At 71.5% G+C, this 14,360-nt stretch carries 14 protein-coding genes, 1 tRNA gene and 1 pseudogene; 9 read left to right on the forward strand and 7 right to left on the reverse strand.

Translation table 11 applies throughout. The features are described from left to right. The 5 genes and pseudogenes from DZG00_RS05410 to DZG00_RS05430 all read left to right on the forward strand — a co-directional run. A pseudogene (locus tag DZG00_RS05410) lies at positions 1 to 293 on the forward strand (helicase-associated domain-containing protein); the annotation flags it as partial. Between the two features lie 20 nt (positions 294 to 313). Next, entirely contained in the window at positions 314 to 1,966 is a 1,653-nt protein-coding gene (locus tag DZG00_RS05415) for a DNA repair helicase XPB (protein WP_119381409.1), read from the forward strand. A gap of 98 nt (positions 1,967 to 2,064) precedes the next feature. After that, positions 2,065 to 2,757, forward strand: coding sequence for a response regulator transcription factor (locus tag DZG00_RS05420; RefSeq protein ID WP_012039163.1), 693 nt, complete (start codon positions 2,065 to 2,067; stop codon positions 2,755 to 2,757). A 123-nt stretch (positions 2,758 to 2,880) separates the two neighbouring features. After that, positions 2,881 to 4,641, forward strand: a complete 1,761-nt coding sequence (locus DZG00_RS05425) for a sensor histidine kinase (protein WP_119381410.1) — start codon at positions 2,881 to 2,883, stop codon at positions 4,639 to 4,641. 47 nt (positions 4,642 to 4,688) lie between these two features. Next, positions 4,689 to 4,979, forward strand: coding sequence for a WXG100 family type VII secretion target (locus tag DZG00_RS05430; RefSeq protein ID WP_043586029.1), 291 nt, complete (start codon positions 4,689 to 4,691; stop codon positions 4,977 to 4,979). Positions 4,980 to 5,117: 138 nt separating this feature from the next. Here DZG00_RS05430 and groL read toward each other — a convergent pair whose 3' ends face one another. From groL to DZG00_RS05450, 4 genes are all read right to left on the reverse strand, one after another. Then, positions 5,118 to 6,737, reverse strand: a complete 1,620-nt coding sequence (gene groL, locus DZG00_RS05435) for a chaperonin GroEL (protein ID WP_119381411.1) — start codon at positions 6,735 to 6,737, stop codon at positions 5,118 to 5,120. Positions 6,738 to 6,928: 191 nt separating this feature from the next. Next, positions 6,929 to 7,147: a cold-shock protein gene (locus DZG00_RS05440; RefSeq protein WP_012039167.1), complete on the reverse strand. Its 219-nt coding sequence runs from the start codon at positions 7,145 to 7,147 to the stop codon at positions 6,929 to 6,931. A gap of 219 nt (positions 7,148 to 7,366) precedes the next feature. Continuing rightward, the gene (locus tag DZG00_RS05445; protein ID WP_119381412.1) at positions 7,367 to 7,939 is read right to left on the reverse strand and encodes a LytR C-terminal domain-containing protein; all 573 of its coding nucleotides are present in this window, start codon (positions 7,937 to 7,939) and stop codon (positions 7,367 to 7,369) included. Between the two features lie 33 nt (positions 7,940 to 7,972). Further along, positions 7,973 to 8,302 carry a DUF3263 domain-containing protein gene (locus tag DZG00_RS05450; RefSeq protein WP_119381413.1) on the reverse strand — a complete coding sequence of 110 codons (330 nt, stop codon included), beginning with the start codon at positions 8,300 to 8,302 and terminating at the stop codon, positions 7,973 to 7,975. A gap of 237 nt (positions 8,303 to 8,539) precedes the next feature. On the opposite strand from DZG00_RS05450, the gene msrB reads away from it, so the two are divergent. Next, positions 8,540 to 8,941, forward strand: a complete 402-nt coding sequence (gene msrB / locus DZG00_RS05455) for a peptide-methionine (R)-S-oxide reductase MsrB (protein WP_012039170.1) — start codon at positions 8,540 to 8,542, stop codon at positions 8,939 to 8,941. A gap of 5 nt (positions 8,942 to 8,946) precedes the next feature. Further along, positions 8,947 to 9,549, forward strand: a complete 603-nt coding sequence (locus tag DZG00_RS05460) for a nitroreductase family protein (protein ID WP_119381416.1) — start codon at positions 8,947 to 8,949, stop codon at positions 9,547 to 9,549. Positions 9,550 to 9,614: 65 nt separating this feature from the next. Here DZG00_RS05460 and DZG00_RS05465 read toward each other — a convergent pair. After that, positions 9,615 to 9,687, reverse strand: a tRNA-Thr gene (locus DZG00_RS05465). Between the two features lie 41 nt (positions 9,688 to 9,728). Beyond that, a complete protein-coding gene (locus DZG00_RS05470; RefSeq protein ID WP_119381414.1) occupies positions 9,729 to 10,646 on the reverse strand; it encodes a DsbA family protein in 918 nt (305 codons plus the stop codon). A gap of 316 nt (positions 10,647 to 10,962) precedes the next feature. Here DZG00_RS05470 and DZG00_RS05475 point away from each other — a divergent pair, with 316 nt between their 5' ends. After that, positions 10,963 to 12,063, forward strand: coding sequence for an ABC transporter ATP-binding protein (locus DZG00_RS05475; protein ID WP_045529457.1), 1,101 nt, complete (start codon positions 10,963 to 10,965; stop codon positions 12,061 to 12,063). A gap of 101 nt (positions 12,064 to 12,164) precedes the next feature. Further along, positions 12,165 to 13,469: a DUF4032 domain-containing protein gene (locus tag DZG00_RS05480; RefSeq protein WP_043673521.1), complete on the forward strand. Its 1,305-nt coding sequence runs from the start codon at positions 12,165 to 12,167 to the stop codon at positions 13,467 to 13,469. 72 nt (positions 13,470 to 13,541) lie between these two features. Here the strand turns inward: DZG00_RS05480 and rlmB are convergent. Beyond that, a partial coding sequence (gene rlmB / locus DZG00_RS05485) for a 23S rRNA (guanosine(2251)-2'-O)-methyltransferase RlmB (RefSeq protein WP_119455446.1) occupies positions 13,542 to 14,360 on the reverse strand: 819 nt, incomplete at its 5' end.

Here is a 14,360-nt window from a genome sequence, read left to right on the forward strand (position 1 = left end):
ACGCGGATCCCGAGCCCGACGCGGCCGACGCCCTCGTGGCCCGCGTCCGTGCCGCCGACGGGCCCGACGACGGCGCCGCGTGGACGACCCGCCAGCTGGAGGTCGCGATCCGCGCCAAGGCCGCCCTCCACGTCCGCGTGCGCATGCCGGACGGCCGGGAGGTGGATCACGTGCTCGAGCCCTCCAGCGTCGCCGGCGGCCGGCTGCGCGCCCGCGACCGCGTCGCCGACGTCGAGCGCACCCTGCCCCTCTCGAGCATCGTGGCGATCTCCCCCGGTCCGGTCCTCCCGTGAGCGCGCCTAGGCTGGCCGGCATGCCCGACGGCCCCCTCATCGTCCAGAGCGACCGCACCGTCCTCCTCGAGGTGGCCCATGCGGACGCCGAGGACGCGCGCCACGACCTCGCCGTGTTCGCCGAGCTGGAGCGCGCGCCGGAGCACATCCACACGTACCGGATCACCCGGCTCGGCCTCTGGAACGCGCGCGCGGCCGGGCACACCGCCGAGGACATGCTCGCGACCCTCGAGCGGTACTCCCGGTTCCCCGTCCCGCAGTCGGTGCGGGTGGACGTCTCGGACACCGTCGGCCGCTACGGCCGACTCGTCATCGGTCGTGACGCCGACGGCGAGCTGCAGATCTCGAGCACCGAGTCCGCCGTCCTGTCGGAGGTAGCCAGCTCGCGCCGCATCGCGCCGCTGCTCACCGAGCGGGTGGACGCGACGACGTACCGGGTGCAGGCCTGGGCGCGCGGCCAGCTCAAGCAGGAGCTCGTGAAGATCGGCTGGCCCGCCGAGGACCTGGCCGGCTACACCCCGGGCACGCCCCACGACATGGCGCTCGTCGAGGACGGCTGGACGCTGCGCGGTTACCAGACGGACGCCGTCGACCACTTCCTCGACGGCGGATCCGGCGTCGTCGTCCTCCCCTGCGGCGCCGGCAAGACGCTCGTCGGCGCGGCCGCGATGGCGCGGGCCAAGACGACGACCCTGATCCTCGTCACGAACACCGTCTCCGCCCGCCAGTGGCGCACCGAGCTCCTCAAGCGCACGACGCTCACCGAGGACGAGATCGGCGAGTACTCGGGCCAGTCCCGCGAGGTCAAGCCGGTCACCATCGCGACCTACCAGATCCTCACCGCCAAGAGGAAGGGCGAGTACGCCCACCTGGCGCTCCTCGACGCGCTCGACTGGGGCCTCGTGGTCTACGACGAGGTGCACCTGCTGCCCGCACCCGTCTTCAAGCTGACGGCGGATCTCCAGGCCCGCCGACGCCTCGGCCTCACCGCGACGCTCGTGCGGGAGGACGGCCGCGAGGGCGACGTCTTCAGCCTCATCGGGCCGAAGCGGTTCGACGCCCCGTGGAAGGAGATCGAGGCGCAGGGCTTCATCTCCCCCGCCGAGTGCTTCGAGGTGCGCATCGACCTGCCCGACGACCAGCGCCTGGTCTACGCCGCGGCCGCGGACGACGAGCGCTACCGACTCGCGGCCACCGCGCCGGCCAAGCTCGACGTGACGCGCGCGCTCGTCGAGCGGCACCGCGGCGAGAGCATCCTCGTCATCGGGCAGTACCTCGAGCAGATCGACGAGCTCGCGGAGGCGCTGGGCGCCCCGAAGCTCACGGGAGCGACGCCCGTCGCGGAGCGCGAGCGGCTCTACCAGGCCTTCCGCGACGGCACCGAGAAGGTGCTCGTCGTCAGCAAGGTCGCCAACTTCTCGGTGGACCTGCCCGACGCCACCGTCGCGATCCAGGTTTCCGGCTCCTTCGGCTCCCGCCAGGAGGAGGCCCAGCGGCTCGGCCGCCTGCTCCGCCCCGAGGCGTCGGGCCTGTCGGCGAGCTTCTACACGCTCGTCTCCCGCGACACCGTCGACCAGGACTTCGCGCAGAACCGCCAGCGCTTCCTGGCGGAGCAGGGCTACAGCTACACGATCCTGGACGCGGCGGGCATCGCGGGCGTCGCGGCCGACTGAGCATCGCGGCCGGCTGGGCACCCCGCCCGGCCCGCTCGGCACCGCCCGGTCGCGGCACGTCCAGGCCGCTCCCAGCGAGCGCGCAGATACTTCATCCCATGAGCGATGGCCCGAAGATCCTTATCGTCGATGACGAGCCCAACATCCGCGACCTGCTGACCACGAGCCTCCGGTTCGCCGGGTTCGCGGTCCGCGCCGTCGGCAACGGCGCCCAGGCCATCTCGGCCGTCCTCGAGGAGGAGCCCGACCTCATCATCCTCGACGTGATGCTGCCCGACATGAACGGCTTCGGCGTCACCAAGCGCCTCCGGGCAGCCGGCTACACGGCGCCCATCCTCTTCCTCACGGCGAAGGACGACACCGAGGACAAGATCACGGGCCTCACGGTCGGCGGCGACGACTACGTCACCAAGCCGTTCAGCCTCGACGAGATCGTCGCGCGCATCAAGGCGATCCTCCGCCGCACGATGCACGCCGACGAGGACGCGATCATCCGCGCCGGCGAGCTCACCATGGACCAGGACACGCACGAGGTCCTCGTCGGCGAGGAGCCCATCGAGCTCAGCCCCACCGAGTTCAAGCTCCTGCGCTACCTCATGCTCAACCCGAACCGCGTGCTGTCGAAGGCGCAGATCCTCGACCACGTGTGGGAGTACGACTTCAACGGCGACGCCGGCATCGTCGAGTCCTACATCTCCTACCTGCGCCGCAAGCTCGACCAGCACTCCTCGGAGCCGGTCATCCAGACGAAGCGCGGCTTCGGCTACATGCTTAAGGCCGCGAAGTCCTGATCAGCCGGGCCCGCTGAGGCGGGCCGCTCCTCCGGACGGCCGGGCGCCCCACAGGCGTCCGGCCGTTCCCACATCCCGGGTCGCCTATCCTCGTGACTCAGGTCAGCTAGACGGGAACACGAGGTGCGGCCAGTGCACGACTACGTGTCGGAGAAGTGGAACAACGTCTCCCTGCGCACCAAGATCACGAGCGTCACGGTGCTCCTGCTCCTGCTGGGCCTCCTCGTCTCCGGCGCCGGCACCATGTACCTGCTGCGGCAGCAGATGGTCGGCCAGCTCGATGCGCAGCTGAAGGTCGCGGTGACGCAGCTGCCGAAGGTGCTCGGCACGGATCCGAGCATGCCCGACACCTTCACGCGGGACGACGTGGCGAGCGCCGATCCCGGGTGGTTCGTGGTCCTCCTCGACGCGGACGGGGACGTCATCGCCGACAACTGGGCCGGCGACTCCGCCGAGCACCCGCGCGTGTTCGGTCTGGACCTCGCGCGCGCGTCCCAGATCAACAACGAGGTCGTCGCCTTCTCGGACAACTCCGGCAGGAAGGCCTGGCACGGCATCGTCCGCGTGTCGCAGAACGCGTCGCCGGACGCCACGGAGTACTCGACCCTCGTCGTCGCGCGCCCGCTCGACGAGGTCGACGACCTCGTCGCCACGTACATCGTCATCTTCGCGAGCTTCGGCCTGGCCGTGGTCGTGCTCGGCGCCGCGGTCACCCGCATGCTCGTGACGAGCACGTTCGGGCCGCTCCGCGAGGTCGAGCGCACCGCCGCCGCCATCGCCGGCGGCGACTTCGGCCAGCGCCTCGGCGGCGCGACCCCGAACACCGAGGTCGGGCGGCTCAACCGCTCCCTCAACATGATGCTCAGCCGGATCGACCGCGCCTTCGCCGACCGCGCGAAGACCATCGACCAGATGCGTCGCTTCGTCGGCGACGCCAGCCACGAGCTCCGCACGCCGCTGGTCTCGGTCCGCGGCTACGCCGAGCTCTACCGGATGGGCGCGCTGCAGACCCCCGAGGACGTGTCGCAGGCCATGGAGCGCATCGAGAAGGAGGCCATCCGCATGGGCGGGCTGGTGGAGGACCTCCTCGAGCTCGCGCGACTCGACGAGACGAAGCCGCTGCAGCTCGCGCCCGTCGACCTCTACCCCATCGCCCGCGACGCCGCGCTCGACGCGATGGCCTCCTCCCAGACACGCACCGTGACGGCGCTCCCTCCCGTGCTCGTCAACCCCGTCGGCCCGGTCCTCGACGCCGACGGCCTCGAGGCCACGCAGGAGATGCCGACCGAGACGCCGCGCGCGACCGGCCCGGCCACGGGCACCGACGTGACCGGGCCCATCGCCTTCGCCGGCGCCACGCTGTCCCGCTTCCGCGCCCGCCGCTCGCGTCGCCCCGGCGACACGGCGACGGACGCCCTCGCACCCGTCCGCCCCGGTGACGACGACGCTCCCGTCCCCGCCGAGGGGTTCGCGATGGTCTCCGCGGAGGAGAACAAGATCCGGCAGGTGGTGACGAACCTCATCGGCAACGCCGTGCGCTTCACGCCCGCGGGCAGCCCGATCGAGCTCGCCACCGTGGTGGACGAGGCCGCGCGCGAGGCGCGCATCGAGGTGCGCGACCACGGCGACGGCGTGCCCCCGCAGATCCGGGAGAAGATCTTCCAGCGCTTCTGGCGCGCCGACACGTCGCGCACCCGGGAGACCGGCGGCAGCGGGCTCGGGCTCGCCATCGTGTCCGCCATCGTCGCGGCGCATCGCGGCCGGGTGGACGTGGTCGAGACCGAGGGCGGCGGCGCGACCTTCCGCGTGATCCTGCCCCTCCTCCCCAGCCCGGAGGGATCCACGACCTCCACGCCCAGCGCTCCGGCCGCTCCCACGTCCTGATCGCCTGCGTAGCCTCCGCACGTCCCACGACGAGGAGGAGGAGACGCATGACGAGGTACCAGGTGGACAGCGAGGCCGTCCTGTCGGCCACTGCGGCCGTCCAGGGCAGCATCGGCCGCATCCAGGCGGAGGTGGCGGGCCTGCACGGCCAGCTCGCCGACCTGCAGGGTTCGTGGTCCGGCAGCGCTGCGACGGCGTTCCAGGGCGTGGTCGCCGAGTGGAAGGGCACGCAGCAGCGCGTCGAGGAGGCGCTGGCGAGCATCAACCAGGCGCTGAGCGCGGCCGCCCGGCAGTACGCGGAGGTCGAGGAGGGGAACGCGCGCATGTTCGCGCACTAGCTGCCCCGGCGGCACGTCCGCAGAGGCAGGATCCCCCGCACGACGAAGCGGGCGGCCCCGTGAGGGACCGCCCGCTTCGTCGTGCTGTTGGTGCTGTTCGTGCTGGTGGGAGGGGCGTCTCCACCCCTCCCGATCGGACTAGAAGTCCATGCCACCCGTGGGGTCGCCGGCCGGGGCCGGGTTCTTCTCGGGCTTGTCGGCGACGACCGCCTCGGTCGTGAGGAACAGACCGGCGATGGACGCGGCGTTCAGCAGAGCCGAGCGCGTGACCTTCACCGGGTCGTTGATCCCCGCGGCGAGCATGTCGACGTACTCACCCGTGGCGGCGTTGAGGCCGTGACCCGAGGGGAGGTTGCGGACGCGCTCGGCCACGACGCCGGGCTCGAGGCCCGCGTTGAGGGCGATCTGCTTGAGCGGAGCGTCGACCGCGACGCGGACGATGTTCGCGCCCGTCGCCTCGTCGCCCTCGAGCTGGAGCTTCTCGAAGGCGAGCTTGCCGGCCTGGATGAGGGCCACGCCACCACCGGCGACGATGCCCTCCTCGACGGCGGCCTTCGCGTTGCGGACGGCGTCCTCGATGCGGTGCTTGCGCTCCTTGAGCTCCACCTCGGTCGCCGCGCCCGCCTTGATGACGGCCACGCCGCCCGCGAGCTTCGCGAGGCGCTCCTGGAGCTTCTCACGGTCGTAGTCGCTGTCGGTGTTGGTGATCTCGTTGCGGATCTGCTGCACGCGGGCCGCGATCTCGGTGGCGTCGCCGCCGCCGTCGACGATCGTGGTCTCGTCCTTGGTGATGACGACCTTGCGGGCCGTGCCGAGCAGGTCGAGGGTGACGTTCTCGAGCTTGAGTCCGACCTCCTCTGCGATGACCTGGCCACCGGTGAGGATGGCGATGTCCTGCAGCTGCGCCTTGCGACGGTCGCCGAAGCCGGGGGCCTTGACGGCGACCGACTTGAAGATGCCGCGGATCTTGTTCACGACGAGCGTGGCCAGGGCCTCGCCGTCGACGTCCTCCGCGATGATGAGGAGCTGCTTGCCCGACTGGATGACCTTGTCGACGATCGGCAGCAGGTCCTTGATGTTCGAGATCTTCGAGTTGACGATCAGGATGTACGCGTCCTCGAACACGGCCTCCTGGCGCTCGGGGTCCGTCACGAAGTACTGCGACAGGTAGCCCTTGTCGAAGCGCATGCCCTCGGTGAGCTCGAGCTCGGTGCCGAAGGTGTTCGACTCCTCGACGGTGACGACGCCCTCCTTGCCGACCTTGTCGATCGCCTCGGCGATGATGGCGCCGATGGTGGAGTCGCCGGCGGAGATGGATGCGGTGGCGGCGATCTCCTCCTTGGTCTCGATCTCCTTCGCGGCGGACTTGAGCTCCTCCGTGACGGCCGCGACGGCCTTCTCGATGCCGCGCTTGAGGCTGATGGGGTCGGCGCCCGCGGCGACGTTGCGGAGGCCCTCGCGGACCAGGGCCTGCGCGAGGACGGTCGCGGTGGTCGTGCCGTCACCGGCGACGTCGTCGGTCTTCTTGGCGACCTCCTTGACGAGCTCCGCGCCGATCTTCTCGAACGGGTCGTCGAGCTCGATCTCCTTGGCGATGGACACGCCGTCGTTCGTGATGGTGGGGGCGCCCCACTTCTTCTCGAGGACGACGTTGCGGCCACGCGGGCCGAGGGTCACGCGGACCGCGTCGGCCAGGATGTTCAGGCCGCGCTCGAGGCCGCGGCGGGCTTCTTCGTCAAAAGCGATGATCTTAGCCATGTGTATCTCTCGTCCCTCCCGGACGTCAGGAAAAAGGCAGTCGTCTAGCACTCCCCGCAAGGGAGTGCCAGGGACGATTCTGGCACTCGCCCTACGGGAGTGCAAGCGAGCCGCTCACAGGCGCGACCCCGCCTGCGGGAACGACACGACGCCGCCGCCCGGGTGGGCGACGGCGTCGTGGTCCGGCCGGGCTAGGCCAGCGTGACGTTCTCCGCCTGCAGGCCCTTGGAGCCCTGGCCGATCTCGAAGGCGACGCGCTGCCCCTCCTCGAGGACCTTGTAACCGGACATCTCGATCGCCGAGTAGTGGACGAAGACGTCCTGCTGGGCAGGACCGCCCTCGACGGCGTCCACGGTGATGAACCCGAACCCCTTCTCCCCGTTGAACCACTTCACGGTGCCGTTGGCCATGTGCTTCTCCATGTGCGACTGCGCGGTGTCGGGAGCGCGGTGCCGCCACCCCCGGGTCGACAGCGGAGCCCTGCATCGGCCCCGCGCCACGCCCTCGGGACGTACGGCGCGCAGCACCGGGACGCGACGGGCGTGCGACCAGGCAGCACGATAGACAGAGCCCGTCATGCGCCGCCCGGTTCCTCCACGGGACGGCCCGGCGGATGGAGCGGGAGCTGCTCAGCCCTTGGCGGCGTAGTCCGCGCCGAGCACGGCCGTGAGCTTCGACGCCTGGGCCTCCGCGGTGCCCGCGGGCGGTCGGAACTGCTCGGACTGCGCCACGTCGCCCACGCCCAGCTCCGCGACGAGGCCGCGGGCAGCCCCCTCGTCCGCGGCGTCGTAGTAGTAGACGGTCGTGGTGGTGATGTCGGTCGTGTTCGCGTTGGCACGCGATCCGATCTTCCATCCGCCCGACTCGAGGGTGGTCGCCGCGCGGGCGGACAGGCCCGAGGTCCTCGTGCCGTTCAGGACGGTGACGATCATGCCGGGCACGGCCGTGGGAGCGGCGGTCGGCGACTCCGTGGGCGCGGCCTCCTCGGAGGCGCCTCCGCTCGGGATGATGTCGGTGAACGAGACGCGGTCGTCGATGACGAAGAGCCCGACCACCCCGACGCCGACGAGCAGGCCGGTGGCGAGGGCTGCCCAGGCGAAGGCGCGGAAGCGGTGGTGACGCGGTCGGGGCGCGCGATGCGCGCCCACGCGGCTCAGGTCGCCGGGGACGTCGTCGAAGCGGTCGGGAGCGTGGGAGGGCATGCGGGTCTCGTGTCTCCTCGGTGGGGCGCGGGGTCAGCGCGCGGTCGGTCGGTGCGGGAGACCGGTGGGCAGGGCACGGGCCGCACGGGCGGCGGCGCGCGTCTCGCGGAGGCGCAGGAGGCGCCCGACGAGCAGGGGGTCGTAGGCGAGGGCCTGGCGGGTCTCGAGCAGGGATCCGAGCAGCTGGTAGTACCGCGTGGCGGAGAGGCCGAAGGTCTGGCGGATGGCCTCCTCCTTCGCCCCGGCGTGACGCGTCCAGTCCCGCTCGAAGTCGAGGACCGCGCGGCCTCGCTCGTCGAGCTCGACGACGGCCTGCGCCTCGGTCGCGGGAGCCGTGGCGGAGCGGGCGTCGTGCTGGTCCACGGCATGCTCCTTCCCCGACATCCCCCACATACTAGGTGCGCCTCGCTGAGCGCCCAGCGCAGGTCCCCGGGGTGTCCGCCCGCGGCGACGGGCGGCGCGACGCCGGCTCGCATCCGGCGACGCCCCGGGCCGGATCTTCCCTCGCATGCAGGAATCGACGGGGCGTCGGAGCGGTTGACGATGGAGGCGCGCTGGGACGCCGCCCCTAGGATCGACCAGCGAGAAAGGACCCGCACCATGGCCTACGAGATCGAGAAGACCGACGACGAGTGGCGTCAGGAGCTCTCCCCCGAGGAGTACGCGGTGCTGCGCCAGCAGGCCACCGAGCGCCCCTGGACCGGCGAGCTGCTCGACGAGGAGCGCACGGGCGTCTACGGCTGCAAGGCCTGCGGCGCCGAGCTCTTCACCAGCGACACGAAGTTCGACTCCCACTGCGGGTGGCCGAGCTTCTACGCGCCGAAGGAGAGCGACGCCGTGAAGCTGTACACCGACACGAGCCTCGGCATGAAGCGCGTCGAGGTCGTCTGCGCACGCTGCGGATCGCACCTCGGGCACGTCTTCGACGACGCGCCGCAGACACCCACGGGCGACCGGTTCTGCATGAACTCGGTCTCCATGTCGTTCCGCACCGCGGAGTGACCGTCGTGCCGCGGCATCGGGCGGGCGGCACCGCCGACCCGTCCGGGCCCGGCACCCCCGCGCCGAGCGGAGCCGTGCTGGAGGCCCTCCGCGGCCGACGGTCCCGCTCGTCCGTGGGCGAGGCGGCCCCGACGCACGAGGAGCTCGTCCCGCTCGTCGCGGCGGCTTCACGGCTCGCGGACCACGGTGGCCTGCGTCCGTGGCGGGTCGTGGAGATCCGCGGAGATGCCCGCGACCGCCTCGGCACCGCCATGGACGAGGCCGCGGGTGATCCCGGATCCGGCAAGCACGGCAGGAAGACCCACCGCGCGAGCCTGCTCGTCGCGGTCGTCGTCTGCCGCACGCCGAGCCGCAAGGTGCCGGACTGGGAGCAGGAGGCGGTCGCCGCGGGCGTCGCCCATGCGCTCACGCTGCTGCTCGAGGAGCAGGGCTGGGGCGTCTTCTGGCGCACCGGGAACCTGACCCGCAGCGACGCGGTGCGACGGATGCACGGGCTGCGCGACGGCGAGGACCTGCTCGGCTGGCTCTACGTCGGCGACGTCTCCACCGACGACAAGGGTCCCAGGTCGACGGTCGACGGCGAGCGCATGATCACGGTCCTCGACTGACCTCCTGACGGAGCGTCCGAGGCGGCCGGCGCGCCGCCCTAGCCACGCGGTGCGGTGGATCCGAGAGCCGGCCACGGGACTCGAACCCGTAACCGCCGCATTACAAGTGCGGTGCGCTACCAATTGCGCCAGGCCGGCCGACCGCCCTCGCGGGCCGTCGATCCATCATAGGAGCCGCGCTACGGGGCCGTCGTCGGGGTCTCGGACGCCTCGGGGGTCGGGGTGGGCGTCGGCGTCGCGTCCTGGCCCGCGGCCTGGAGCACGAAGGCGGCGAACGCCTTCGCGTCGTCCGGCTGGCCGGTGTACTGACGGTCCCCCACCACGATGACCGGGGCGCCCACGACCTTCTCGACGTTCGAGTCGGGGATCTCGCCGTCGAGGACGCGGTCCGTGGCGGCGTTCACCCACGACTGGAAGCGCTGGTCGGAGACGCACTTGGCCACGTCCGGCGAGGTCGCCCCCGCCTGCTCGGCGAGCTCCACGATGCGGTCGTCGCTGAGGCCGGTGCTCTGCTCGGCCGGCTGCTCCGCGAACAGCGCGGAGTTGAACGCCCAGAAGTCGTCGGGCGAGGAGTCGGCCACGCACGCGGCGGCGTTGGCCGCGCGCAGGGAGTAGGCCTGCGACTTGCTGGTGAGGATGGCGACGGGGTGGACCTCGACGGTGGCGGCACCCGACTGGAGCCAGCCCTCCATCTGCGCGCCGTTGGTGTCCTGGAACTCCTTGCACGCGGTGCAGAGGTAGTCGACGTAGACGCGGATGTGGGCGACGCCGGCCGCCTCGGACTCGGTGGGCACCGGATCCTGCTCGGGGTCGAGGGCCTCGGTGGGCGTCGCGGCGAGGTCCTTGCCGATGAGGATGCCGTCGCTCGCCATGTTCTGGGGGCCGGGCCCTGCGGGCCGCGCGCCCTGGACGACGACGAGGCCGACCACGACGACCACCGCGACCAGGGCCGCGGCGATGCCGCCGCGGATGAGGTAGCGACCCACCACGTCCCGACGGCGCTGCTTCATCCGGTTGAGCCGCGCCTTCTCCCGCGCGGCCTCGCGGCGTCGTCGGTGACCGCCGTGCGGTTCGTGCGCGGGCGGCGTGCTGCTCATGGATCCTCGCTCAGGAGATGGGGGAGTCGGACGCGGGTGGGCTCCCGGACGACCTCAGGACTCTAGGCGGCCAGTCTGGGAAAGCGGTGACGCGGCCGGCGCGGGTACGGCGCCGCAGGAGACGATACAGGCTGACGGCCCCCTGTCCCCGGGTGGGGAATAGCCTCCGATCCGCATCATGCCGGGCTTCCTGACCGGGTGCCCCCGTGCAATACTCATCGGGTGGTCATCGTCGCCCACAGCGATGAGCCATGAGCATCACATCCATCACCACGGATCGTCGGGCACGTACCTGCCCGTGAAGGAGAACACCGAAATGGCATCTGTAACTTTCGACAAGGCCACGCGCCTGTACCCGGGCTCGACGCGCCCCGCGGTCGACCAGATCGACCTGGAGGTCGCCGACGGCGAGTTCCTCGTCCTCGTCGGCCCGTCCGGCTGCGGCAAGTCGACCACCCTCCGCATGCTCGCGGGCCTCGAGGAGGTCAACGACGGCAACATCTTCATCGGCGACCGCAACGTCACGGATGTGCCGCCGAAGGACCGCGACATCGCCATGGTCTTCCAGAACTACGCGCTGTACCCCCACATGACGGTCGCCGAGAACATGGGCTTCGCGCTCAAGATCGCGGGCGTCGGCAAGGACGAGCGCGCCACCCGGGTCCTCGAGGCCGCGAAGCTGCTCGACCTCGAGCCCTACCTCAGCCGCAAGCCCAAGGCCCTCTCCGGCGGCCAGCGCCAGCGCGTCGCCATGGGCCGCGCCATCGTGCGCCAGCCCCAGGTGTTCCTCATGGACGAGCCGCTGTCGAACCTCGACGCGAAGCTCCGCGTCCAGACCCGCACGCAGATCGCGTCGCTCCAGCGCCGCCTCGGCGTCACCACGGTCTACGTGACGCACGACCAGACCGAGGCGCTCACCATGGGCGACCGCATCGCGGTCCTCAAGGACGGCGTCCTCCAGCAGGTCGGCACCCCGCGCGACCTGTACGAGAAGCCGCAGAACGTCTTCGTGGCCGGCTTCATCGGCTCGCCCGCGATGAACCTCTTCACGGCGAACGTCGTCGACGGCGGCGTGCAGTTCGGCACCGCGGTGGTCCCGGTCGAGCGCGACGTGCTCACCAACGCCACCGGCGGCGCCGTCACCATCGGCGTGCGTCCCGAGGACGTCGTCGTCAGCACCTCGCAGGGCCAGGGCCTCTCGGTCACGGTCGACCTCGTCGAGGAGCTCGGCGCCGACGGCTACCTCTACGGCCACACCGACATCGAGGGCAAGCGCACCGACCTCGTCGCGCGCGTCGACGGCCGCCTGCACCCCAACGCCGGCGACACCGTCTTCATCACGCCCCAGCCCGGTCACCTGCACGCCTTCGACGCCGAGAGCGGACTCCGCCTCAACGCGCCGGTCGCCGCGGGCTGATCGCGCCGTCCCACCACCGCTGCCGCGGTCCTCGCGCTCCCCTCACCGGGACCGCCGGGGGCCGCGGCAGCGGCGTTTCCGCGGTCGGGTAGGGTCGCACCATGGCCGGATCCCTGAACATCACCTCGGCGACGGTCGATCCGGCGCTCCTCGACCTGCCCTGGCAGCTGCCGCTCGACGAGTGGCCATCGTCAGCCATCGCCACGCTCCCCAAGGGCATCTCCCGGCACCTCGTGCGCTTCGCGAACCTCTCCGGCTACGTCATCGCCATCAAGGAGACGACTGACGAGATGGCGCGCGGCGAGTACGACATGCTGCGCACCCTCCAGCGGCTCGAGATCCCGTGCGTGGAGCCCGTCGCCGTGATCATGAACCGCACGGACGAGGACGGCGACCCGCTCAAGTCGGTGCTCGTCACCCGGCACCTCAAGTTCTCGCTCCCCTACCGGGCCCTCTTCTCCCAGCAGCTGCGGCCGGACACCGCGACGCGGCTCGTGGACGCCCTGGCCGTGCTGCTCGTGCGGCTGCACATGATCGGCTTCTTCTGGGGCGACGTCTCGCTCTCGAACACGCTCTTCCGCCGCGACGCGGGCGCCTTCGCCGCCTACCTGGTGGACGCGGAGACCGGCAAGCTCTTCAACGGCGGCCTCTCCAACGGGCAGCGCGAGAACGACCTGGAGATCGCGCGCGTCAACATCGCCGGCGAGCTCATGGACCTCGAGGCCGGCGGCCGCATCGAGGAGGGGCTCGACCCGCTCGAGACGAGCACGCGCATCGTGGCGCAGTACCGCACGCTCTGGAAGGAGCTGACGGGCCGCGAGGAGTTCCCGACCTCGGAGCGCTGGCGCATCAACGAGCGCGTCGACCGGCTCAACGACCTCGGCTTCGACATCGAGGAGCTCGCGATCCGCACGACGGCGGAGGGCTCGCAGGTGCGGATCCAGCCCAAGGTCGTGGACGCCGGGCACCACCAGCGCCGGCTGCTGCGGCTCACGGGCGTGGACGCGCAGGAGAACCAGGCGCGTCGCCTGCTCAACGACCTCGACTCGTACACGGCGACCTTCGACAAGCAGGACCTCGACGAGGAGATGGTCGCGCACGAGTGGCTCGCGCGCGTCTTCGAGCCCGTCGTGCGGGCGATCCCCCGCGACCTCCGCGGCAAGCTCGAGCCGGCCGAGGTGTTCCACCAGCTGCTCGAGCACCGCTGGTACATGTCGCAGAAGCTGAGCCGGGACATCCCGCTGGCGGAGGCCGTGACCGCGTACGTGCAGGACATCCTGCGCCACCGCCGCGACGAGGCGACGGTCATCGACCCGCCGACCGAGTCGATCGGCGTGATCGAGGACGAGTCGGACGTGCCGATCACCGAGGCCGAGGCCGCGGAGGACTGGCGCACGAAGGTCTGATCCGCCGCGCCACGGGCGCCGGGACGACGACGAGCCGGGACCCGAGGGTCCCGGCTCGTCGTCGTGACGGGGCTACTTCCGCTTCGCGGCCCGCAGCTTGCCGATCTCGTAGAGCGTGACGCTCGCGGCGATGCCGGCGTTGAGCGACTCGGTGGACGCGCCGATCGGGATGGAGACGATGGTGTCGCACGTCTCGGTGACGAGGCGCGAGAGGCCCTTGCCCTCGGATCCCACGACGACCACGATCGGCCGGTCGGCGAGCGTGAACTCGTGCAGCGACATGTCGCCGCCGCCGTCGAGGCCCACCACGAAGACGCCGCGCTGCTTGAGCGCCTTCAGCGTCTGCGTGAGGTTCGACGCCATGGCGACGGGCGTGCGCGCGGCGGCGCCCGCCGAGGTCTTCCACGCGCTGGCGGTGAGGCCGACCGAGCGGCGCTGCGGCACGATCACGCCGTGGCCGCCGAACGCGGCGACGGAGCGGATGATCGCGCCCAGGTTGCGCGGGTCCGTGATCCCGTCGAGCGCCACCATCAGCGGCACCTGCCCACGCGAGATGGTCTTGTCGAGCAGCTCGATCGCGTCCGCGTACTCGTACGGCGGGACCTTGAGCGCGAGGCCCTGGTGCACGGCGTCGTGGCCTGCGATGCGGTCGAGCTCGGGGCGCATGACCTCGAGCACGGGGATCCCGCGACCGGTGGCCAGCGAGAGCACCTCCTTGACGCGGTCGTCGTACTCGATGCGCGAGGCGATGTAGAGCGCGGTCGCGGGGATCTTGGCGCGGAGCGCCTCGACCACCGAGTTGCGGCCGGTGACGACCTCCGACTCGTCCTGCTGCTTCGCGCGCCGGGCGCGCGGCGCGTCCGCGCCGGCGGGCCGGTCGGTCGCACGGGC

It is taken from the genome of Clavibacter lycopersici (assembly GCF_003576405.1).
In the GTDB taxonomy this organism is placed as follows: domain Bacteria; phylum Actinomycetota; class Actinomycetes; order Actinomycetales; family Microbacteriaceae; genus Clavibacter; species Clavibacter lycopersici.